Genomic DNA, 22,577 nt, shown 5'->3' with positions numbered 1-22,577 from the left:
GCGGGGTAGCCGAGTAGTCAAGCGAGGATCCAATAAATCCTGCCCCCGCCTCACTTATGAATGGTTGATCGAGTGTGATATTTAGTAGTGTGTGAGATCTCTCTGACTTCGACTGACAGAGCATTTTTAATGCCTTCATTTTCTCAACAAGGGTCTCATACAGCCTTAATCTGAAAGAAATCGAGTCGCACTGGACTGATGTGCTTCGTCTGGCCACGTCGATCAGACAAGGGACAGTTACTGCATCCCTGATGCAGAAGAAGCTGGCCAACTATCCAAAGCAGAATGGCCTGGCAAAGGCATTGAGGGAAATCGGCAGAATAGAAAGAACATTATTCATGCTGGACTGGTTTCTCGATCCGGCGCTACACCGCCGGGTGCAAGCTGGCCTGAATAAAGGTGAGGCCCGAAATGCGCTTGCCCGTGCTGTCTTTATGCATAGGCTGGACGGAAATCAGGGACAGGGGACTGGAAAATCAGAGTTACCATGCCAGTGGGCTGACGTTGCTCACTGCTGCGATCACACTGTGGAATACGGTCTACATGGAAAGAACTGTCGATTCCCTGAAGCGCAAAGGTATCGAGATCAATGATCAACTGTTATCCCATCTTTCTCCGTTAGGTTGGGAGCATATCAATCTGACAGGCGATTATATCTGGCAAAGCAATCGTAAACCTGCGTCAGGGAAGTTCCGTCGTCTACGCCCGGCCAAGGTCGAAAAGTACAAAAAACAGGCTTAACGTACAATAATTTCCGCTCTCCAAGCCGACCTCTATAGGGTTTCAACCAGACCCGCACCATCCGTAGCCTGACACACATAAATGGTTTCTTTCAGACCTGTCGATGCAAAATAGTGTTGTGCTACCGCAGCCTTAACAGCATCAACCTGTACTTGTGGCACTAAAGCAACCACACAACCGCCAAATCCCCCTCCTGTCATTCTTACCCCACCCTGTTTACCGATAACTTGCTTCACAATATCAACCAAGATATCAATTTCAGGTACGGTAATTTCAAAGTCATCACGCATTGACTGATGTGATTGTGTCATGAGTTCTGCTATTAATGGCATATCACCTCCTGCCATTAACGCTTTTGCTGCCAAAAGTGTACGCTTATTTTCTGTGATCACATGGCGTGCACGTTTAGCGACTACCCCATCAAGCTCAGAAATACGCTTTTCAAACTCATCTATTGTCACATCACGCAAAGCTTTAACACCAAATAATGCCGCTGCTTGCTCACATTGAGTCCGGCGAATATTGTATTCACTGCCAACCAATTCTCGTTTCTTGTTTGAATTAATAATAATAACCGTTATATCTTTAGGCATAGATACAGCCTGAGTGGTTAAATGCCGGCAATCAATTAATAACGCATAATTATTTTTCCCTTCCGCTGAGATTAATTGATCCATAATGCCGCAATGACAGCCCACAAATTCATTTTCTGCTTGCTGTCCATTTAGCGCAATTTCTGTTTGACTAATGGTTAGGTGGTAAAGAGTTTTAAATGTTTGACCAATAGCTGTTTCCAATGCGGCCGATGAGCTTAATCCCGCGCCCTGCGGTATATTTCCAGTCACTACAATATTTGCCCCTTTAAATACATACCCACGACGGAGCAGATACTTCACAACCCCTCGAATATAATTGGCCCACATTTTATTTTCGTGAAATATAATAGGTTGACTGATATCAAATTCATCTAATTGATTACCATAATCAACTGAAACAACACGAATAATATTGTCCTGCCGTTTCGCCGCAGCAACCACAACTTGGTAATTAATGGCACATGGTAATACGAAGCCATCATTATAATCAGTGTGCTCTCCAATCAAATTAACCCGACCTGGCGCTTGAATAATATGCGTCGGTGTATAATGGAATACTGAATTAAACATATCTTTAGCGCAATTAATTAAAGTTTTCATCACGTTATTCTCAAATATAGCGTTAACCGCACGATACTTTCAATGAAATATCGCCACCAGGTATAATCACTTTTGCTCTTTATAATGCACGTCACTCAAAGCACGCAGAATTTGAGCTGCTTGCTCTGCGGTTAAATCACGTTGCGTTTCAGCAAACATTTCATAACCCACCATGAATTTTCGCACGGTAGCAGACCGCAATAACGGCGGATAGAAAAGTGCGTGTAATTGCCAATGTTCAATATCTGTATCTTGTTCAAAAAACGGGGCAAAATGCCAGCCCATAGAATAAGGAAAAGAACTTTGAAATAAATTGTCATAACGACTGGTGAGTTTTTTAAGTGCGACCGCTAAATCACCGCGTTGTTCATCTGTTAATTCATTCATACGACGAACATGAACTTTAGGTAACAACATGGTTTCATAGGGCCATGCTGCCCAATAAGGCACAACCGCCAACCAATGCATCGTATTAACCACGACTCGCTTACCATCAGCTAATTCAGCCTGAACATAATCCACCAGTAAGTTAGAATTATGTTCCTGGTAATAAGCTCGCAACTGTTTATCTTTACGCTCAATTTCATTTGGCAAAAAACTATTTGCCCAAATTTGCCCATGCGGATGAGGCTGAGAACACCCCATTGTTTCCCCCTTATTCTCAAATAATTGCACCCAGAGATACTCTTTACCCAGTATTTCAATTTGTTCATTCCAGGTATCAATTAATTGACGAATTTGTTCAACAGACAATTCAGGCAATGTTTTACCATGATCAGGAGAAAAGCAGATCACGCGGCTTAATCCCCGTACTCCTTGCGTTTTAAATAACGGGTGATGCGATTGTGGTACATCAGGCGAATCTGGTATTAAAGCCGAAAAATCATTATTGAAAACAAACGTTGCTTGATAAGCAGGATTTTGCTCACCGGAAATACGCACGTTTGATGGACAAAGAAAACATTGCTCATCATAGTTTGGGATATCGTCTATTAATGACTGCTCATCTTGACCACTCCATGGCCGCTTCACCCGATGGGGAGAGACCAAAACCCATTGTCCGGTTAGAGGATTATAACGACGATGGGGATGTTCAACAGGATTAAATTCAATCTTAGACATAACAGTCTCGACTTTATTTATATTTTCCAACATCATTTGTGAAAATATTTGTTAATACTTGGACTGACCGCAGTGTAACAATGGGCCTCAATACCAATCTGAGATATCAATCACGCATACGAATAAACCCGTCATTTCTTCTTTGTCGAATCCTCTTTGGTAACACAATGACCAATGATGCCCTGTAAATCAGATTAGTGGCACGACTTATAGGAAAGCGTGACTTATAGTCCGTGGTTTGATAAGTAACATCGTTCGATACTTATCAGATGAAAAAGCCTAATACGATAAAATCTATTTTTGGACAAAGAGTTAGATATATCAGAGTGACATCTGGTATGTCTCAGGAAGCTTTTGCTGATAAATGTGGGCTTGATCGTACTTATATCAGCGGTATTGAACGTGGAGTCAGGAATCCCACGCTTGAAGTTATCAATGTCATCGCAAATGGTTTGCAGATCGAGTTGAAAGATCTGTTTGATTTTAGTGCAGAACAAAAGAGTTAACTGACTTTATTCTCACATCATTTTATTACCTTTTTGTTTCGTTATTTCCTTCTGGAAGATTTTATTTTTTTGCCATATTCATCATTATCTCAACGAGTGACATAAAACATGTTGCAGTAGCTCATCTCGTTGATGAGCTACGCCATTTTACTCTACAGCCACTTACCTTGTGTACCTCGAAGGCCATATCTCGGCAGGATCGCAATCTAAAGCATCTGCAATGAGCCGCTGCCCTTTGGGCCAACGGCGTTGCAAGGTATTGGCAAGGGTCGATGAGGCTAACCCTGCCTTTCTTGAAACTGCTGCTAACGATGTTCCTCGTTTTTTTAGTGCTGCGATAATGTCTGCTGGGTGCCAGTCCTGATTTTTCATCCTTAATCCTCCACGTTACGGATAACTTTGATATAAAAAGATAAATCGTTACATAGTAGACTATAAGTCACATATGATAACATAACTTACCGAGAAAAGTGACTTATAGTCCGTGGTCTGATAAGTAACATAATTCGATACTTATTAGATGAAAAAGCCAAATGCTGTAAAATCCCTTTTTGGACAAAGAGTTAGGCATCTCAGACAATCGTCTGGAATGTCTCAGGAAGCCTTTGCCGATAAATGTGGAATTGACCGTACCTATATCAGCGGCATTGAGCGGGGGATCAGAAATCCTACGCTTGAAATCATCAATATCATTGCAAGTGGTTTGCAGATTGAGTTGACAGAGTTGTTTGATTTCAGTACAAAACCAGAAAGCTAGCCGTACCTTTCCCCTTATTTTTAGGCATTTTCTTATTTGTTTTTTGTTGGAATGAATTACAGTGTTAACCCTCAATGAAATTGAGCAAATAGGTTAACGATGACTGGTCAGTGCGATTGAAGAAATGTCACTTAAATTGCATAAAGGTATGAGTCAGGAAGCCAGAATAAATAATCAACTGAGGAATAGTTTATAAAGGGATAATCAAGTTCTCCCTTTATAAATGGCGTGATTAAATATTAATGACTTGTTGGGCGCCGTTCCGCTCAATTTTTATTGTCAGTTTACCCGATGGTGTTTCTGATAATTGATTGCGAAGATAGGTTATATCCTCAGGAAGGACTTTCTGGCTGTTAACTTCCAGCACAATATCACCATTTTTTAATCCAAATTTTTCAATATCTTTTGGCTCGTTGTAAAATATCTCTACTTTATTATTAAAATAGCGAACTGCAATCGTGCGCAGTAATTTACTGTCATAACGGGTGAAGTTCTTGGCGTTAAAACAGAGTAACATTTTATTGGGGATAAATAGATAGTCATCAAAACGAGAGAGGAAACTCATACCAAGATAGTATTGGTCGTTTTTATTTTCACTGACTCTCAGACGACCAACAGGCAGTTGTTGTAAATAAAAGCCGTCAATCAGGTACTCTTTCCCACTAGCAAGCCCGCTGGCGGAGGCGTATTTAACATTGATTCCTTCAGAAATTTTATCTTTATGATCTTTTTTCAGATATTCAATAAATTCTTGAGAAACATAGCTATAATCAGCTCCGGTATCTATGTTGAAAATGACATTAGAAACCTGGATTGCGGGAGATTTCCCATAGCTGTCACTGTAAGGTTCACATTGCTGATAATTCAGGATTGAAGGTGCATGGCGCCATATTGTCAGGGTATGGTTCAAATTATTCACCTCCCAGTTTAATTGGCGGAAAGTATCAATTCCAAGGATGCCATCCAGCTTCTGACCAATGGATTGATTGAAAAGATTCATATCAATGCCAATCCAGGGATCAGAAGCCGGCACGCTATAATTACCGATGGTAATAGCAAGGGGTTGCCATAATGTCAGCTCATCTTTGTGTAATCGCTTTTCACTGGTTGTAATTAATCCATCGGATAACATATGGTGGAATGTCACCGGTATGTTTGATTCTGGCGTGATTTCGGTCAGTGTTTTAGCCAGTTCATTGTCGATGAAGGTATAACTGGCCCCGGTATCCAGCAGGAATTGATATTTTTTACCAGAGATCGTGACAGGAACTATGATCGTGGTAGGTTGATAGATATTTAGTTTAGTAGAGAGTACCGGCTTATTTTCTTCGGGAATATGGCGTTTTTCTATATGACTACAGCCAGTGATCAGTGTCAGTAAACCAGCGGTAATAAGTGCTTGGCAGGTTATTTTGCTCTGTTTTTTCATAAGATTGGATTCCTTTTCTGTGGTGCAGAAGATGAAAGTCTATGGTTCAGTAAAAGTTCAACATGGTGCAATGGAAGCAAAATAAGATGTAGCGGCATGACGTGGGATAAGCGCGTGTTGCCATTACAGGTTAACTTTGTTTCGAATATTATTATCCGCTTCTTTACTCAAACCAGAGATAAACAACCACATCATTATACTTGGTTGACATAAAATTCAGTCAGTTACTGTACAGTCACGGATACGGTGCTGTGGATTTCAGCTGTGTTTGAAAGCCGTTTAGTATCAAATAACGGCTTTAATTATTATCTTATACCTGAAATGATTTTCCACCTTAATCGCAGGTATCGCCAATATTGCTCAACGCATCAATGATCAATTGCCAGAATCGCTGTTGATCCAATTTGACTGCAACTTGGGTGTGGCAATTTTCTGGTAGTGGAAAACGGAAATCCACCACGGTCATACCGACGGTTAAAGTGCCGTTCAGTTCAATATTGACCGGCACTTTTTGTGTCGTCATCACCGTAGGGTCGATCACATAAGCGACAGCACAAGGGTCATGTATTGGAGGGCAATTGAAGCCGTGTCTCTCCTGATAACTTTTGCCATAAAACTCCAGCATGTCCACAACAAACCGGGAAGCGTTGGTATTGATACGTGAAATCGCCTTCGTGATTTCTGGTGTGGCTCGTGCCTGATGTGTCAGATCCAGGCCAACCATCGTCAGCGGCCATTTTTCATTGAAAACAATATGTGCTGCTTCCGGATCAACTTTGATATTGAATTCTGCAACTGCACTTCTGTTAGCCGTGTGATATCCACCTCCCATTAAGACAACTTCTTTTACCCGCTCGACGATCTGTGGTGCTTTACGGACAGCGAGAGCAATATTGGTCAGACTGCCGACAGGAACCAGTGTTACTGTTTTGGGGGGATGAGACATGATGGTATCAATGATCAGATCCGCCGCGTGACGGGGATCAAGCGTCCGTGAGTGTTTCGGGAGTTTCACGCCTCCCAGACCCGATTCGCCGTGAATATCCGGTGCAGTTTCGAGATCACGGACCAATGGACGATGACAGCCTGCGGCAAAGGGCACCCCGTTAATATCGGCAATATGCGCTATCGCCAGTGCGTTGCGAGTGACTTTATCCAATGTCTGATTACCGGCAACAGTGGTGACAGCTAATAATTCAATATCAGGATTGCCATGTGCCAGTAACATCGCAATGGCATCATCATGTCCCGGATCGCAATCAAGAATAATTTTCTTGGTGGTCATTTTTACTCCTTACTAGAAAAAGTGATATAGAAAATGAGAATAATCCAGTTAAAAAATCTATTCCGTGATGAGATCTTAGGTCTGCGTGAGGGTTCTCATAAATAATTAATAAAATGCTTCATAATTGTGATTTTATTGGCATATAAACAACAATTGAGTTGTATAACCAGTTTAAGTGTGATTCTTATATAGTTTCGCTATGGAATTGGCGGGCAATATCTACTTCGGATTTATTGTTAATTTCTTAATAATTGCGAGGGCTGGAATGGATATTCATGTGGATAGATTGTCAACAGTGATTGAATCTGTGGCAACCAGTGAATTTTATCCTAATTTACTTAGTTGGTTGGAACAATTTATTGCCTTTGATAACGCCATTGTCTATGCCTTTGAGCAAGGCTCTCCTCCACGTTGTTTAAGTAAAGCAGAGAAGAAAAACAGCGATGCGATAAACCAAATCTATCAACAGGGTGCTTATCTGCAAGATCCTTTCTATCAGGCTTTGGTAAAGGGTGCTGAGACTGATCTGCTTACCTTACGGGAACTCGTTCCTACAGGATTTTATCATACTGATTACTATCTAAATTTTTATCGTAAAACCGGCTGGCGGGATGAAGCGGGCGTTTTACTGAAACTCTCTCCTCAAAGGCAGCTTGGCCTGTTTTTTGGTAATGAGAATCAGCCATTTTTCATACAAAAACAGCACCAGAAAAACCTGCGAACAGTGCTGGAAATTATTCGCAGTGTCGCCCGGTTACATGGTGGAATGATGCAGCAAGCCTCTTCTGCCGACATGGTTTGTCTGGATACCCAGGCCCGTTATGCTTTGACGCCAAGAGAGTGTGAGATTGTTGAATTGATATTGCAAGGTAAAGGATCTCCACAGATTGCTGAGAAACTGTTTATCAGTACTGGAACAGTGAAAAACCACCGGAAAAATATTTATCAAAAACTGCAAATCAGATCACAAGCAGAGCTGTTTAGCCTGTTTTTGACGCCTCCTGTGCGTTATTTCGCTTGAGTCACAATTGTTAATACAGTGTTGCAAATATCCCTAAAGGGACATGGTGATGTGACTCCGCACTACAGATAATCCGGTGATTATGTCAGATGCTAATTGGGGTATCACATGAACAATAATGTTGATTCATTAACTTATTATGCAACGACCAAGAAATATGATCTTCGTTTTCCGATATTAAAAGAAGATCTGGATGTGGATGTCGTCATTATCGGCGGTGGATTTTCCGGTATCAATACCGCACTTGAACTGGCGGAAAAAGGCATCACCAATATTGCTATTCTGGAAGGGCGTCATCTTGGCTATGGTGGTACTGGCCGTAATGGTGGTCAGGTTATGGCGGGTATTGGTCATGATCTGGAAGTGATCAAGCGGCATGTTGGTGAGAAAGGGCTGGAGACGATCTTTAAGATCAGCAACCTCGGCGCAGGTATTATTCGTGATCGTATTGAGAAATATAACATTGATGCCGATCTCTGCCGTGGTTATGGTTATCTTGGCTTCAATAAGCGGCAGGAGAAAACGTTACGTGGCTGGCTGAAAGATTTCCAGGCGGTTTCTCCTGATGAAGAAATTGAGCTGTATACCGGCTCTGATGTGAAAAAGGTTGTAGGTTCTGATGTCTACACCTGTGCGTTGAAGCATATGGGCGGCGGGCATGTTCACTCCCTGAACCTGTTATTGGGTGAAGCTAAAGCCGTGACAGAACTTGGCGTAAAAATCTTTGAGAACAGCCAGGTGCTGAATGTTGAATATGGTTCCAGGGTGACGGTTCGTACCTCGATGGGATCTGTTCGCGCCAATAAAATGCTGTGGGCTTGTAACGGTTTCCTCAATGGCCTTGAGCCGTACATCTACAAGAAGACAATTAACACTTATGCCTTCCAGCTAATGACAGAAGAATTATCGGATGATTTGATCAAAAAAATCAGCCCGATCCGTGGTGCATACAGTGATATTCGTCCGGTTATCGATTACTACCGGGTGACTAACGAAAACCGCCTGCTGTTCGGCAGTACAACACCTTTAATTGAACACATTCCATCAGATCTGAAAGCCTGGAACCGCCATTTGATGCTGAAGGTTTTCCCTTATCTGAAAGATGTGAAAATTGAATTGGCATGGGGAGGGCCATTGTGTTGCAGCGCCAACCTGTTCCCGCAAATCGGCTCTTTGCCGCAGCATAATAATGTGTTCTACGTGCAGGGATATTCCGGCTTTGGAGTAACGCCAAGTCATATCGTTTGTAAGGTCCTGGCGGAGGGGATAAGTGAAGGATCTGAACGTTACGACCTGATGAGCTCAATTCCTCATGCGAACATTATTGGCAAAGACACGTTGAGACATCTGATGGTGTCGGCGGGCAAGATTTGGCATCAAACGTCAGGGTATTGGAAAGGTCGCCGTTAAGTTATCGAGATTTTCGGTATCAATAGCGTCCACAGAACGATTTATAAATTCTTTTATTTGAAGCGAGAACATCATGATTAAATCACTTTTACTGAACAAATCACTGCCTGAACTGTTGGACATTGGTAGCGTAAGCAATCTGGGTTCTACCGTTGTGGAAGGTGATCCGCAGGCCAGTGTTGCAATGATATTTGGCGAACCGACTGATAACCTGACTTGCGGCATTTTCGCCTGTACCCGTGGCAAATTCAGTATGGTGTACCCGTTTGATGAGCACGCAACCGTCTCGGAAGGCTCGGTAAAACTGACCGATGTGAAAACTGGTGAGACAGTTGAATATCACCCGGGGGATTCCTGGTTTGCCGCGAAAGGAACTGAAGTGCTGTGGGAAGTGACCGCAGACCGTTTTGTGAAGCATTATCTGGCTTGTGTTAAAGGTTAAAAAGCACCCGTTTGAGCAGAGGTAAGTTAAGTAATGAATGATATAACCCTGTTACAGCAGGTTACGGCCTTTCTGCAACGCAATCATGGTCATTATATTCATGGTCAGTTAGTCGGTGGTCAGGGGAATGAAACATTTTCCGTGGTGAACCCTGCGACTGATGAAGTTATTACGACAGTGAATCAAGGCGGTGAAGCGGAAGTCAATGCGGCGATGCAAGCGGCACATGCTGCATTTCATGGTGTGTGGGCGCAAACTTCACCTATGGAGCGTGGTAACTGCCTAAATCGTCTGGCAGATTTATTACTGGCACATCGGGAAGAACTGGCGCAATTGGAAAGTATTTGCTCTGGTAAAACGATCCAATTGTCCCGCATGCTAGAAATTGATTCTTCTGTTCAGTTCCTGCGTTATTTTGCCGGATGGTCAAGTAAGATCAGCGGTGAAACGCTGAACGTTTCTTTGCCCTCTTTTAAAGGTGAACAATACACGGCGTTTACCCGCCGTGAGCCGATTGGTGTTGTGGCAGGGATCATTCCATGGAATTTCTCCATCATCGTTGCCATCTGGAAAATGGCGGCTGCACTGACCTGTGGTTGTACCATTGTGTTGAAACCAAGCGAATACACACCGCTGACAATGCTCAGGGTGGCTGAATTGGCAAAAGAAGCGGGTATTCCTGATGGTGTCATCAATGTGGTTAATGGTTCAGGTTCGGTATTAGGTCCTGCGCTGATAAATCATCCATTGTGTGCCAAAGTGACTTTCACCGGCTCTGTGCCAACCGGTATTGCTGTGGGTAAATCAGCGATGGAACAGGGATTGACTCGCGTTACGTTGGAGCTTGGTGGTAAAAACGGTGCGGCGTTTTTGCCAGATATGTCTGCTGAAAAGATTGTTGATGGTGTTCTGGAAGCGGGTTATCTCAATCAAGGGCAAATTTGTGCTGCGGCTGAACGTTTCTATATTCCTGCCAGCCGCATGGATGAAGTGCTGAAATTGTTGTCTGAAAGACTTGCTGTAATGAACATTGGTTCTCCGCTGGATGAATCAACGGAAATGGGACCGCTGGCTAACAAAGAGCACTACAACAAGATACTGTCCCTATTTGACAAAGCCCGTCAGGAAGGCAGTGAAATTGTTTATGGTGGTTATGCTCTGGAAGGGCCTGGTTGCTTTGTGGCGCCAACCGTTATTCGTGCTAACAGCCCGGAAGATTCGTTGATGAAGGAAGAGACATTTGGTCCTGTAGGCACTTTCCTCAGTTATAACGATGAGGAAGAGCTGATTGGGTTGATGAACAGCACGCCGTTTGGTTTAGCGGCGAGTTTGTGGACCAATGATCTGAGCAAAGCTATGCGTATGATCCCGCGTATTGAAGCCGGGACTGTTTGGGTCAATATGCATACATTCCTTGATCCGGCATTACCGTTCGGTGGTACGAAATCTTCAGGTATTGGCCGTGAATTCGGCAGCGCCTTTATTGAGCACTATACTGAATTGAAATCGGTTATGGTTCGTTATTGATTTGATATTCGAATCAGAATGAGGAAGGCCCCTTGATTGCAAGGGGCCATTGTCGAACCTAAGGTCATCACTGGCATTTTATCCAGGAGAGGGCTTCTCAGGGCAGCAAATTGATTATGTTCTACCCACCTATAGTTTACCTGCGGCGGTGAGTACAGCATGGACAGTTTTGAACGGTAAAAGCAATGAAAGCGGTACATCTAATAGCGGCATTGCGCCGTAATTAGCGTACCATTCCGCAACTTTGGCATTCTTGGCGTCTATTAAAAGAGCAACACCACCCGCTTGTGAAGCAACTAAAAGGCAGCGACGGCCAGCTGAAAGTAATAATTGTCCACCTAATCCAGCTCCTTGAACAGATTGATCAACAGCTAAACGACCAAGCCTGAATACTGGTACTTCATGGCGAGCTAATCCTTGTTTAATCACCTCAGGAGTGCGTTCATAAGCAACAGAAGCGGGACTAAGACTATAAAAACCAAGTATCTTCTTGCTGTTTGCAGCATCCACTGCCAAGAAGGTTTTTGCTCCTCCTCTCTCATGGCTTTGTCGAGCATGACGATGCAAAAATGTATTTAATGCACTATCACCACAATCAAAAGCTGCCCGATCATGGTGCTTAGTTATCGGTTCTTCGTGCCAAGCTGGAAGCATCATAGTTGCTTTGGCAAGGCGAATGCTGCGGCCATCAATTTCTCATTGGGCGCAGGTGGATTGTCTAAAAGCGCCAGGACATGCAAGCTATCTCTCTCTGTCAGTTCTAGACGTTCGTTCTGGTCGATGATCTTTTGTGCCACTGAAACCACGTTGCGGATGACGAATTCGGTCAAGTTAGTGTGTTGTAATGCTGCCGCGCGCATCAGAAGAGATTTGTCTTCCGAAGCTATGCGCAGTGACATTCGGTGATTATTTTCTACTGAGATCTGGGGCATGATTGTGCTTTCCTTGTATATATATTTCAAAACGTACAACGAATGTACAACGATTTGTTTGTTTATTCAATATGTACAGTTTCAATATGTACTAACTGATAAACACGGCTAATCGTATTAATTAAATCACCTGGACAAAACGGCCGTTAATTAATGAAAAAATCGGTGCAGTAGTAGATAAAACCGTATCACCATCTTCGTCGTCAACGTAATAGGATATTGGAGAAATTTCTGGATCTGATTTATTCACCAACCTGACCATTCTGCCTTGGTTCATTATCTTAACTCGATAGTTATCCCAGTTAATCGGTATCATTTTGAAGCTCTTTGCTTTGATATTTCTGTAAACAGATTGATCAGTGAAAATATTCTCTTCATTTTCGCCAGTTGACCAAGCCCAGGCTTTGAGCGCAACTTTTTGTTGATCACGGAGCGTATTTACATCTTTGGCATTGTAAGCCTGCCACATACACTGAACCTTAAGCATTAAGCCTCTCGAAAATACCCTCCAACGTATTGTCTTTATTGGATTTTCTTTGAGGAAACTTCAACGCATTTTTGGCGAGATATTTCAGGGCCCAATCCAGATGGTGCTCTATTTCCGACCCGGCATGATGAATAATCGCGCCTAATATCGGCAACAACCAGACATCAACATTTTTGGCTGCCTTAAGATATGGATGCCCTTTTTTCTAGTGGTACAGAAGACATGATAGATGATATTAATATGTTCACTGTCGAAGAATAAAGTTAAAAGCCGGAAGATCTCCGCGATCTTTCTACCTGATTAATGATCTGCCGGGTGCATATCCACGATAAGCCAGCGCTGACTGGAGCTTACAGATCGCGTCTTTGATCTGGTATGCTTCCTCGTCATTCACCGTACAGGCGCGTATCTCCGCCCAATTCAGCCGCTTAACCAGCTGGGCCTGTTGCCGCAGGTATTGCCGGTGCTGTTGCTGTGTAGCCTCACTGTCCGGGAATATTAGACCACAATAAACTGATAGCTTCGGGAAGTACGCTGCGGCTTTTTCTAAAATGTTCCTCTCTTCGGTTATCCACTTCAGTTCTTTCTGCAAGTCATTTTATATGACTCAGAGGTGTCTACGAAACCTGTGTCGATTCAACCCACAACCCTTCTGATTACCTGCCTGAAACTGATGGAAATCGATTTTGATGTAGAAACGGCCAATCGGTATTGGTTGATTTTATATGGTTATAATTTCAATTGGTGACTATTTACAGGCTTTTCTATTAGGCGTAGTATTGGGGGGCTTGGTGATTTTCTATACGATAGTTATCTGGTGTGAGTGAGTCATTTTAGTCACTTACTCCTTCCAAATTGCGTTGTTTTAGATGGTTCTTCTCCCTCTGATCAAGGTCAAGCAAACTGATGAACAATTATTTTTAATCTATCCAATGAAAGGAGCACAACAATACTTAACTCGTTACAGAACAATCTTTGAGTTCCTTTAGCACTAACTAAAGAGGAAAGACTATGAAAGGTCACAATAGATTATCGTTATTCACGCTTTTACTGTTCACTGCCAGCGCGGCGGCATTTTCGGTGCAGAACAATTGGCCCGGCACGAAAGTAGGCGAACCAACACCGAAAGTCAAAGGGATTCCCCAAGCTCTGGCAAGGAATCTGGCTAACTTTGACGATCTTGATTTCCGTGTCTACACAGACCAAAGATGGTGGGAGCTACATAAGAGCCATGCCATGGACATTATTGTTCACTATCCTGATGGTCATACTACTAAGGGCATTCGAAAGCATATTGAAGATCTGAAGTATATGTGGACATTTGCCCCTGATAACCGAATCACAGAGCACCCGGTACGGTTTGGTACTGCTGATGCGGAATGGACCGCTGTAACGGGGTTTGATGATGGGACATTTACAAAACCCATGGTTCTCGCGGATGGTAAGGTTATTCAACCTACCGGTAAAGCGTATCACCTCCCGATGGTAACACTTGGGCACTGGAACAAAAAAGGGGTTATGGATGAAGAATATCTGTTCTGGGACGATGCTGAACTTATGAAACAAATAGGTGTTGGTAATTGATTCAACAACTTCGTACGGACTTGCTTAAGGGCGAGTCCGTAAATGTTGCAATGTACATGTTTGGGTTTTCCCCAATGGTGGTTGAGAGCATGATAGTTTGCATGCACAATTCTTTACAAAACCGGCTAGGCAGAAAAAGGCTTTGATCTGACAGTCAGCAAATGCATAAAAGTTTTCGATACTTCGAGTCTATTTCCCTCCCGCCAGATTGATGAAACTACCTGTGACATATGAAGCTTAGTCCGATAATAACCAAGTTATCTCTTGTGCGACTTCTACTGGTTGACCACCATGTTTTGTGGGCTGCCCGACCAATTACAAGTGTCGAGTAATAAACCCACAGGAAACCAGCTCAGTGCGGTTGGTGACTTTAGTTTTGGCAAAGATATTACGCAGGTGGGTTTTTACCGTAGACAGGGAAATATCAAGTACTTGTGCAATACGTTTGTTACTTGAACCTTCTCTTACCAGATTAATAATTTCCTGCTCTTTAGCCGTCAGAATAGCCGGTGTTTCAGGCAGTAAATCTCTGGCGGCTAATTCAATTAATGGCAAGATAGTACTGAGGCGGTTAAAGTCTTGTGGGGTAAATGGTGTATCCCGTAATAGAGAAACGCCGGCAATAATCCGGTTATGCTGACGGATAAATATTTCCGCTATGTCCTGTATGTTATTTGGCAGCATAAATTCATGGTAATACTTATTATTCTTCGTCAGTGTCTGCTGATCCATGCCAACCATATTTATCTCATTTTGCTGATAATTGGCTGGTCTCAGTGGATCTAATTGCTGGAAATTCGCCAGATAATTTTTATGTATTGCGTCTGAAATACCGTACAGAATGTAATTCTCCGGGTGTAACTCATTGTTCACCAGATAGAATGCTGCTGCTGAGATAGGAACCAGATGGGCAATGGTATTCAGGCAGCTACTGATTAAGGCATTTTCACGGCTGGTCGGGAGTACGGTAGACAAGAAAGTTCTCTCTTTAGAGTAGTATCTAACTGGATAAATCAATATCGACGATTAATCAAATGCTAATTAAAATGCAGAATTAACACAAAACAAACATATTAATAACGTGATGTGGGTTGCAATAAACGAAATTTCTTAAAGTGATGATAACTCACTAATCACACTATGTTGGTACATATCTGAAATAATTTCTTTATGTATTAATAAATGGATTTGTTTTTTATTGATTGATATTTAAATAGTTATTTTTATTTTCCTTTATCTGTTTGTATTTTTCGTCATACTTATTCTGTGACTCATCCCTCTTTGGGTATCATTCTTTAGGACGATGGTCGGTATTCCTGTTCACTTTCTATAGTGTATTTATCCTCGATAAAGTTTACAAAAAATTCACATATGAACTGTTGTGAGCGTTATTTTTACGACCGGAATAAAAGGGAACATGATGAATATGTCAACGCGGCTTACTTCGCACATTGAAAAGGGAGTGGTAGGGTTTCCTACCACACTGGCAAGTTCCGTCGGAGTTATCATGGCAAGCCCGGTTATTCTGACCGTGACAAGTGGTTTTGGCATTGGTGGTGATACTTTCGCCCTGGCAATGCTGATCAGTTTTATCATGATGCAGGCTCAGGTGACGACGTTTGCTGAAGCGGCAGCTATTTTGCCTACATCCGGCTCTGTCTATGATTATATCTCTTGTGGGATGGGACGATTCTGGGCGATTACCGGTGCGCTTTCAGCTTACTTAATTGTCCATATTTTTGCGGGTACGGCAGAAACGATCTTGTCCGGCGTTATGGCGTTAGTTAATTTTGAAAATCTCAATACGATGATAGAAAGCCATAACGCTTCGTGGATGGTGGGGGTTGGGCTGGTTATTACATTTGGATTACTGAATGCGCTGGGTATTGAAGCGTTCAGTAAAGTCGAAATTGTGCTGACATTCTGCATGTGGAGCACGTTGGTTATTTTCAGTATTTGTGGGTTATTGATACCGTTTGCTGTTCCGCTGGAGAGTTGGTTTGGTGAAGAGCTGAATCTGAGCGATCCATTGGCGGTACTGAGTCTGGTGGGTATGGCGATGTTTATGTTTGTCGGCTGTGAGCTGGTGACGCCGATGGCGCCTGAAATTAAAAACTCTGCAAGAGTGATTCCGCGGGCAATGATGACTGGCTTGTGTGGCGTAGCTTTTTGTATGTGTATATATGGGGCGTCAATCAGTCATCAGGTGGAAAATGTGCTGGTGGATGCGGAAAATAATATTCGTTTATTGGAAACGCCAATGGCGATCCCTGCTTTTGCCGGTCAGGTGATGGGTGATTTTGGTAAGTATTGGATTGGTATCGGGTTATTACTGGCGGGAGCGGCAACGATTAATACCCTGATGGCGGCGGTGCCGCGTATTCTCTACGGTATGGCATTGGATGGCGCATTGCCGCGTATTTTCGCTTACCTGCATCCACGTTTTAAGACGCCAATATTTGGGATTCTGGTTGCAGTGATGATCCCTTGTTTACATGCCTTTATTATTCAGGGTGATTTGAGCCGGATTATGCCGTTGGTGCTGGCTGCCGTATGTGCCTGGTGTGTGGCTTATTTGCTGGTGACATGTTCAGTAATATTACTGCGTATCCGCAGGCCTGATTTGCATCGTGCCTATAAATCACCGTTTTTCCCGTTACCTCAGATTATCTCCAGTGTGGGTATTATCCTGGCGATTATTCATATCACTCCGCCGGGAATGAACCCAAGTGACGTGTATATTCCATTCGCCATCATATTGGGTCTGACGGCCAGCTATGCTCTGTTCTGGACGTTATGTGTACAACGGGTGAATCCGTTTAAACCCGTACCCGTTGAGCTGGTGCTTTCGCATACTTTTGCTAAAGGTGAATTGCCGGAGGTGAAACTTGAGCCGCTTCGTTCTCTTGTTTGATCGTGTGTGGCGGCGGCTGAATAAGCCCCGCTATCCTGCCGGCTATCAGGCCGGTGTTACCCTGAGCCGGCTGGAACAGAATCTGTCACCTTATTGTTGCGAGCGTTTATCCGCAAAAAGTATGCAAATCATTTTGCCTGATGGATTACAGATCGAAGTTTGTGAAAAGCCGAAAGCGTTGTTTCTGGCCTACATTGTAAGTTGTTGTTTTCGTTTGCACGGGATAACGTCACTTAAGGAAAAAATAGTTATTAAAGCCAAAGTTAAAGGGATATTTCGGCGGAAATCGGTGACTTATTATTGTTGTCGGGGGGCAGAATCTGGACAGCAGATTATTGATTTACTTAATCAGTATCCGTTAATTGGGGAAACGTTGGCGGAATTGGATTTTCGAGATCTCACATTGAATATTCATCAGGGACAATGGCAGTTTGAGGTGGAACATTTTGCTGCTTCTGAGATTGTCAGCCGGTTGCCAGCCAGTCGTCGTTATTTACGCCTGACTTCTGAGCAGCGTTATTTGTTACTGAGTGCGTTATTAATGTTGAGTCAGTTATTGACATCCTCCCCCACCTTCGCACTTCGTGACTCAGGAGGGGGATCCCCGTTAGTGGGTGACGACTGATTGCTCAGTGTCTGGTTCCTGCTTCGATGAGCGGTCTGACTGCACCCTCCCTCCACAGGCCAGCACGGCATGTCCTGCCGCTAAAATGTTACGAGCACCGTTGATATCGGCATTTTCCGTATATCCGCATTCCAGGCACTCGAATTGACTTTGTGATAGGCGGTTTGCTTTCGCTGTATGACCGCAGCAGGCGCAACGCTGGCTTGTATAGGCAGGAGGGACTGTAATACCTGCCCCCCCGCCAGCGTTGCTTGTAGCACAATTAGAATCAGTTAATTAGGACACAGCCCCTAAACTTATATGTACGAAAAACAGCTTAAAAAAAGCGCTACCTGCCTTAATTAAAATATATAAATAAGGTACAAAGGTAACGCTTAAATTATACTTACCATTCTCTCGAATAAATACTTGAAAGTTTTTTAATCAATTCTGGGTTATTCATAACATCAATATTCTTTTCCTCATTATGGACGACAAAAACACTATGAACGTCTTCATTTATATCACAGGCCAATGAAATAAGGTTCAACAATGATTATGAACACTTTTTAGAGGCATCACCTCATATAAAGAAATTGCCAGACCTGAGTTATACATAGATTGCGCTAATAAAACATATTTTTTTATATTTTCCCCTCGGAATAATCATATTGCATTTGAACCAGAGATAAATATAATATTAGTCATTATAATTAACCACATTATTTATAACAATTTCTAACATTTCACTTAATGGAATTTCTATTTTTATCAAAATATCGACTGGGCCAAATAATTGAAGGAGCTATTCCGAGTCTGTCCGCAATAATTTTTTCTCCTTTAGGCCATGGGCGAGCTAATGTATTTGAGAGTGTCGATGAACTAAATCCAGATTCCCGTGATAATGCGGCAAGTGTTGTGCCACGTTTGCGCAATGCAGCAATAATATCTGCTGGGTGCCAGTCGTTTTGAGTCTTTATCATATCAGCTTACTTCTCCTATTAATTTATGATGGTGATTCAAACAGGCTCCATGAGCCAGTGTTCATTTCTGGTGAACAAAACCTTTTCCATCAGAACCGTTATCAAAAGGGTGATAACAGACACACTGGAAAAAATTTCTCACCAATGTCCATGAACACAGAACCATATATAATTTAAATACGTGACCAATTAAACACTCATTTATGAGTTTGGAAACTTATTCATTGTATTGTAATAGCATCGGACTGAATAATGGTTTTAGAAACCCTCTCAGGTTCATCCAGAAAATTGGTAATCAAAGCACCGAAAAAATAAAGCGTAGCAACGATACAAGTGACGCCACTTGCTCCCAGGCTATTTATAAATAAACCAACAATGGCAGGGCCAATCACCACAGATAAACCTGTCCCCAAATTCAGTACTGACATGACAGCTCCTTTGTCTTTTTCTACCATATTAGCGGACATTGCATCCAACGGGATATAGCCTGCGACACCCGCTCCCCAGCAAATCCCACATATGAGTACTATGGCGTAATTTGCTCCAACGAATTGTGGTGCAAAAAACAGAAGCAATGAAGCAACGCCGGTCAGGACCCCACCACACCAAATAATCGTCCTTTTATAACCTATTTTGTCTCCTGCTATACCCCAGACCAAATTAAATAGAATATTACTCGTAAAAGCGGTTCCCCAAATGCTTAGCCACTGAGTTGTAGTAAAACCCTGAGAAATCATATATACCGGTAAATAAACAGGAAAAGCGTATTGAGAAAGTGAATTTATGATTCTAAGGATACAAGAAATAAATAGTTTTGGATGTTCCTTAAGAATAGTTATCCCCTTCAAAACCTCCTTTATATTTTCAAGTGTATTATTGTTACTTTGGGGTTTAATGTTATCGCGATTGAGAAACAGAGCAAAAAAAGCGCCAACAATAATAAATATCAGTGTTGTCCATAACGTATTAATATGACCTAATTCTTCTACTGCCCAACTAGCATAAAAAGTAGCTAATACTTGCATTCCGCCTGAAAAAACAAAATAAAACCATCCATATGCTGTACTGAGTTTAACAACAGGACTTCTATAGGCAATCCACACTGAAAATGAGTAGGCAAATAGCGGATATCCAAAACCTTTAACAGCTTGCGTTATCAGCAAAAGTGGATACGACATTTCTTTTAAGCCTTGGCTGACGAAACCCACGGTACCAACAACACAAAAAATTGTGCCTAATAGCATGGTTCGTTTAGCCCCAAATGCCTCAAAAAATACGCCAGCAAACCAAGAAGATATGGCTACACTTATACCGTAAATACTAAATAGTGTGGAAATGTCTTGGATACTTAATCCATTATCTACCAGATAGGGGCTTAGCCAGCCTATTTCTATTCCATTACCAATCATAAAGGCTAAAATACCCAAATATCCCCATGATAATGTGCTGGGTATACCTATTCGTCCTAAAAAACCACTCGTATTCTGCTTCATTTCAAACCCTACAATTAAATATTTTTTCAGCATTCAAAATTTTTAAATACTTAGTTTAGTTTTATTTCACTATCAAACAGACGTTATATTGCAAGCGTCTTTTCAATACAAAAGCCATTTCAAACGTTGTAATTTTTAAATTAAAAAAATACGTACTGTTGTTTTTGAAAAGTGTCAGTTTCCCGACTTTTCTCGTGTAACTCCCTGATCTTGATCTAGTTAATTAACCGTTATATCGGAAATATTCTATATGATGAGAGTCAATTCCCAAAAATTCAAACGTTATAACTTAAATCTTTAAATAAAGGTCATCATTAGTCAAGTAAAACGTTTACAGTCTGATAACAAAATATGCTTTTTGTGATAGTGTTCCATTTTTTTGCAACATTAATGTTAGTAACAAACAGAGTGCGTTAACTAAATTCTTTAATTGAAAAGCATAAAAATTTATGGTCACCCTCGTTTTTGCAACACTAATTTTGATGAATGTTGGATTTGCTTAAATCTATCCAGTGTCAATATGGGCAAGGATGCCTGTGCCCCGCCTGATGAACCTTAAAAAGTGAAACAGGTCACTATCTGACAGAGGCTGTTGCAGCATAAATGCTCCACCGTTTTTTTATGTCCTCTCGCCTGTTCAATTCGCTTTTCAACACGTGCCTGCATTTCCGGTCTTTCTTGCGTTAACAATTCTCTGTAATTAGGCATAATTATTTCTCCAAGTTGTCCAAATGATGACGGTATTCAAAATCAGCTTGTTGGATCATTTCCTTGTAGAACCGTTTTTCATTTACCCCCTGTTTTATTACCAGGACATAAAACGATTGCAAACAGCTACACCTAGATTGTTCTCACTTTTAATCAACAAAGATACTAATATTGTTAAAACCACACACAGCTGTTCACCAAAAAAGAAAAGTATTGATCATTTAATGAACGTTAACTCGGCATTAGAGTGGTGAGATTGTGAAATTGACAACGTTGTAAATATATTTTACTCTCGAATCAATCAACATACACCTCTGTGTTATTCCTCCTTATTAGAGGAAAAGGATATACCAGTAATGACATATGAAGCTAACAAGCCTGTTACGATTAAATCTATTGCAAAAGAATTAAATATTTCGTTTTCAACAGTTTCGAAAGCACTGAACAACGATTCTGCTATTAAAGAAGAGACCCGACGATTGGTTTTAAACAAAGCAAACGAAATGGGTTATACGCCCAATTCACTTGCAAAGGGGCTTCGCAGCCATTCTACCAAAACTGTTGCTGTTATTTTCAACGATATCGAAAACCCTGTACTGGCCTACATTTTCTGTAAGATCCTGACCAAGATGGCGGAGCATGGATATACCACGATGATTTTTGATTCGCAGTTCAATGAAAACACAGAGCGTGCCAATATATTGACCGTCCTGTCCAGACAAGTGGATTTTATTATTCTTGAGCCGACATCCATGAACTCCGATAATTTACGTTTGTTATCAAAGATGTCCAACCGCCTCACCCTTCAAGGTGTTCATTATGAAACAATGAATTGTCACCATGTCCATGTTGATTATGCGTATGGTGGTTATCTTGCCGCGAGGGAAATGCTGTCAAACGGACATAGAAACTGTCTGGTTATCACAGAGTCATTATCATTTCCTACGAGCAGAGAGTTTGTATCAGGGATCGAACGGGCTTACAACGAATATGGCGTTCCGTTCAACAGAGATATGGTAAAAACAATACATTCATCTATTACAAACGGATTTCAGGTTATTCAAGAATTATGGGATCACGACAAAAATACCTTTAGTGTCCCTATAACCGGAGTGTTAACTTTCGACGATATTCTGGCCTACGGAGTATACAAAGCAGCTATGCTGTATAATTTTAGAATACCAGACGATATCAGTGTGATTGGATTCGATGATAACCCAATTTCTGCTTTTTCCATGCCGCCTCTGACGACCATACACCTGCCTAAAGACAAAATGGCGGAAAACCATATTAATATTTTGCAATCAACGTTATTAAATGGGCGCACTGAAACACGCTTTTTTTCTACTGCGCCTACTTTGGTTGCCAGGGGGTCTGTACTCAATTTATTAGCAAAGAAGAGATGTTAGACTGATGAATATCATAGCTAACCCGAA

The 22,577-nt window shown here is 42.0% G+C and carries 23 protein-coding genes and 3 pseudogenes; 11 read left to right on the top strand and 15 right to left on the bottom strand.

The window, feature by feature from the left end; all coding sequences use genetic code 11:
• Positions 1–161: 161 nt before the first annotated feature.
• Positions 162–741, top strand: a pseudogene (locus LGZ99_RS11945) (Tn3 family transposase); the annotation flags it as partial.
• 32 nt (positions 742–773) lie between these two features.
• Here LGZ99_RS11945 and galK read toward each other — a convergent pair.
• Together galK and LGZ99_RS11935 are read right to left on the bottom strand one after the other, a co-directional pair.
• Complete coding sequence (gene galK / locus LGZ99_RS11940) at positions 774–1,937, bottom strand: galactokinase (RefSeq protein WP_036839100.1); 1,164 nt, start codon at positions 1,935–1,937, stop codon at positions 774–776.
• A gap of 66 nt (positions 1,938–2,003) precedes the next feature.
• Positions 2,004–3,059 (bottom strand): UDP-glucose--hexose-1-phosphate uridylyltransferase, encoded by a 1,056-nt coding sequence (locus tag LGZ99_RS11935; RefSeq protein WP_036839101.1) that lies wholly within the window; start codon positions 3,057–3,059, stop codon positions 2,004–2,006.
• A 269-nt stretch (positions 3,060–3,328) separates the two neighbouring features.
• Here LGZ99_RS11935 and xreR1 point away from each other — a divergent pair, with 269 nt between their 5' ends.
• Positions 3,329–3,565, top strand: a complete 237-nt coding sequence (gene xreR1, locus LGZ99_RS11930) for a cell morphology transcriptional regulator XreR1 (protein ID WP_031280684.1) — start codon at positions 3,329–3,331, stop codon at positions 3,563–3,565.
• A gap of 162 nt (positions 3,566–3,727) precedes the next feature.
• Here xreR1 and xreR2 read toward each other — a convergent pair whose 3' ends face one another.
• Complete coding sequence (gene xreR2, locus LGZ99_RS11925; protein ID WP_021324689.1) at positions 3,728–3,937, bottom strand: cell morphology transcriptional regulator XreR2; 210 nt, start codon at positions 3,935–3,937, stop codon at positions 3,728–3,730.
• Positions 3,938–4,085: 148 nt separating this feature from the next.
• Between xreR2 and LGZ99_RS11920 the strand changes: the two genes are divergently transcribed.
• A complete protein-coding gene (locus LGZ99_RS11920) occupies positions 4,086–4,322 on the top strand; it encodes a helix-turn-helix domain-containing protein (protein ID WP_031280683.1) in 237 nt (78 codons plus the stop codon).
• A gap of 232 nt (positions 4,323–4,554) precedes the next feature.
• Here the strand turns inward: LGZ99_RS11920 and LGZ99_RS11915 are convergent, their stop codons facing one another.
• Both LGZ99_RS11915 and uriH read right to left on the bottom strand, forming a co-directional pair.
• Positions 4,555–5,751 (bottom strand): aspartyl protease family protein, encoded by a 1,197-nt coding sequence (locus LGZ99_RS11915; protein ID WP_023044294.1) that lies wholly within the window; start codon positions 5,749–5,751, stop codon positions 4,555–4,557.
• Between the two features lie 334 nt (positions 5,752–6,085).
• A complete protein-coding gene (gene uriH, locus LGZ99_RS11910) occupies positions 6,086–7,036 on the bottom strand; it encodes a uridine-preferring nucleoside hydrolase UriH (RefSeq protein WP_036839102.1) in 951 nt (316 codons plus the stop codon).
• A 265-nt stretch (positions 7,037–7,301) separates the two neighbouring features.
• Here uriH and LGZ99_RS11905 point away from each other — a divergent pair, with 265 nt between their 5' ends.
• From LGZ99_RS11905 to LGZ99_RS11890, 4 genes are all read left to right on the top strand, one after another.
• Positions 7,302–8,057, top strand: coding sequence for a response regulator transcription factor (locus LGZ99_RS11905; RefSeq protein WP_031280682.1), 756 nt, complete (start codon positions 7,302–7,304; stop codon positions 8,055–8,057).
• Between the two features lie 108 nt (positions 8,058–8,165).
• Positions 8,166–9,467, top strand: coding sequence for an NAD(P)/FAD-dependent oxidoreductase (locus tag LGZ99_RS11900; protein ID WP_021324685.1), 1,302 nt, complete (start codon positions 8,166–8,168; stop codon positions 9,465–9,467).
• Between the two features lie 73 nt (positions 9,468–9,540).
• Positions 9,541–9,909, top strand: a complete 369-nt coding sequence (locus tag LGZ99_RS11895) for a cupin domain-containing protein (protein WP_021324684.1) — start codon at positions 9,541–9,543, stop codon at positions 9,907–9,909.
• A 33-nt stretch (positions 9,910–9,942) separates the two neighbouring features.
• The gene (locus LGZ99_RS11890) at positions 9,943–11,436 is read left to right on the top strand and encodes an aldehyde dehydrogenase family protein (RefSeq protein ID WP_036839103.1); all 1,494 of its coding nucleotides are present in this window, start codon (positions 9,943–9,945) and stop codon (positions 11,434–11,436) included.
• A gap of 129 nt (positions 11,437–11,565) precedes the next feature.
• On the opposite strand, the gene LGZ99_RS11885 is transcribed toward LGZ99_RS11890, so the two are convergent.
• The 4 genes from LGZ99_RS11885 to LGZ99_RS11870 form a co-directional block, all read right to left on the bottom strand.
• Positions 11,566–12,093 (bottom strand): hypothetical protein, encoded by a 528-nt coding sequence (locus tag LGZ99_RS11885; RefSeq protein ID WP_021324682.1) that lies wholly within the window; start codon positions 12,091–12,093, stop codon positions 11,566–11,568.
• The gene (locus LGZ99_RS11880; protein WP_021324681.1) at positions 12,090–12,368 is read right to left on the bottom strand and encodes a type II toxin-antitoxin system TacA family antitoxin; all 279 of its coding nucleotides are present in this window, start codon (positions 12,366–12,368) and stop codon (positions 12,090–12,092) included. Before LGZ99_RS11880 ends, LGZ99_RS11885 begins: the two co-directional genes overlap by 4 nt.
• A gap of 121 nt (positions 12,369–12,489) precedes the next feature.
• Positions 12,490–12,855, bottom strand: a complete 366-nt coding sequence (locus LGZ99_RS11875) for a hypothetical protein (RefSeq protein WP_021324680.1) — start codon at positions 12,853–12,855, stop codon at positions 12,490–12,492.
• 292 nt (positions 12,856–13,147) lie between these two features.
• On the bottom strand, positions 13,148–13,447 hold the full coding sequence (locus LGZ99_RS11870) for a DUF7706 family protein (RefSeq protein ID WP_021324678.1): 300 nt from the start codon (positions 13,445–13,447) through the stop codon (positions 13,148–13,150).
• Between the two features lie 488 nt (positions 13,448–13,935).
• Here LGZ99_RS11870 and LGZ99_RS11865 point away from each other — a divergent pair, with 488 nt between their 5' ends.
• Positions 13,936–14,439: an ester cyclase gene (locus LGZ99_RS11865; RefSeq protein ID WP_200875283.1), complete on the top strand. Its 504-nt coding sequence runs from the start codon at positions 13,936–13,938 to the stop codon at positions 14,437–14,439.
• 315 nt (positions 14,440–14,754) lie between these two features.
• Here the strand turns inward: LGZ99_RS11865 and LGZ99_RS11860 are convergent, their stop codons facing one another.
• Entirely contained in the window at positions 14,755–15,414 is a 660-nt protein-coding gene (locus LGZ99_RS11860) for a response regulator transcription factor (RefSeq protein WP_023044288.1), read from the bottom strand.
• Positions 15,415–15,859: 445 nt separating this feature from the next.
• Between LGZ99_RS11860 and LGZ99_RS11855 the strand changes: the two genes are divergently transcribed.
• Positions 15,860–17,353 (top strand): APC family permease, encoded by a 1,494-nt coding sequence (locus LGZ99_RS11855; protein ID WP_023044287.1) that lies wholly within the window; start codon positions 15,860–15,862, stop codon positions 17,351–17,353.
• Entirely contained in the window at positions 17,328–17,978 is a 651-nt protein-coding gene (locus LGZ99_RS11850; RefSeq protein WP_262979137.1) for a DUF3156 family protein, read from the top strand. The genes LGZ99_RS11855 and LGZ99_RS11850 overlap by 26 nt, the downstream gene beginning before the upstream one ends.
• Here LGZ99_RS11850 and LGZ99_RS11845 read toward each other — a convergent pair.
• From LGZ99_RS11845 to LGZ99_RS24820, 5 genes and pseudogenes are all read right to left on the bottom strand, one after another.
• Positions 17,961–18,234 (bottom strand): annotated as a pseudogene (locus LGZ99_RS11845) (zinc ribbon domain-containing protein); the annotation flags it as partial. The gene LGZ99_RS11850 and the pseudogene LGZ99_RS11845 overlap by 18 nt on opposite strands.
• A 469-nt stretch (positions 18,235–18,703) precedes the next feature.
• Positions 18,704–18,940, bottom strand: a complete 237-nt coding sequence (locus tag LGZ99_RS11840; RefSeq protein ID WP_262979136.1) for a helix-turn-helix domain-containing protein — start codon at positions 18,938–18,940, stop codon at positions 18,704–18,706.
• Positions 18,941–19,161: 221 nt separating this feature from the next.
• Entirely contained in the window at positions 19,162–20,433 is a 1,272-nt protein-coding gene (locus tag LGZ99_RS11835) for an MFS transporter (RefSeq protein ID WP_262979135.1), read from the bottom strand.
• Positions 20,434–20,988: 555 nt separating this feature from the next.
• On the bottom strand, positions 20,989–21,141 hold the full coding sequence (locus LGZ99_RS11830) for a hypothetical protein (protein WP_160171157.1): 153 nt from the start codon (positions 21,139–21,141) through the stop codon (positions 20,989–20,991).
• A gap of 2 nt (positions 21,142–21,143) precedes the next feature.
• Positions 21,144–21,258: pseudogene (locus LGZ99_RS24820) on the bottom strand (type II toxin-antitoxin system RelE/ParE family toxin); the annotation flags it as partial.
• A 239-nt stretch (positions 21,259–21,497) separates the two neighbouring features.
• On the opposite strand from LGZ99_RS24820, the gene LGZ99_RS11825 reads away from it, so the two are divergent.
• On the top strand, positions 21,498–22,550 hold the full coding sequence (locus LGZ99_RS11825; RefSeq protein WP_036839119.1) for a LacI family DNA-binding transcriptional regulator: 1,053 nt from the start codon (positions 21,498–21,500) through the stop codon (positions 22,548–22,550).
• The last annotated feature ends 27 nt before the right edge of the window (positions 22,551–22,577 follow it).

The organism is Photorhabdus temperata (assembly GCF_025384845.1).
In the GTDB taxonomy this organism is placed as follows: Bacteria; Pseudomonadota; Gammaproteobacteria; order Enterobacterales; family Enterobacteriaceae; genus Photorhabdus; species Photorhabdus temperata.
This window is presented reverse-complemented; position numbering and strand designations above follow the sequence as displayed.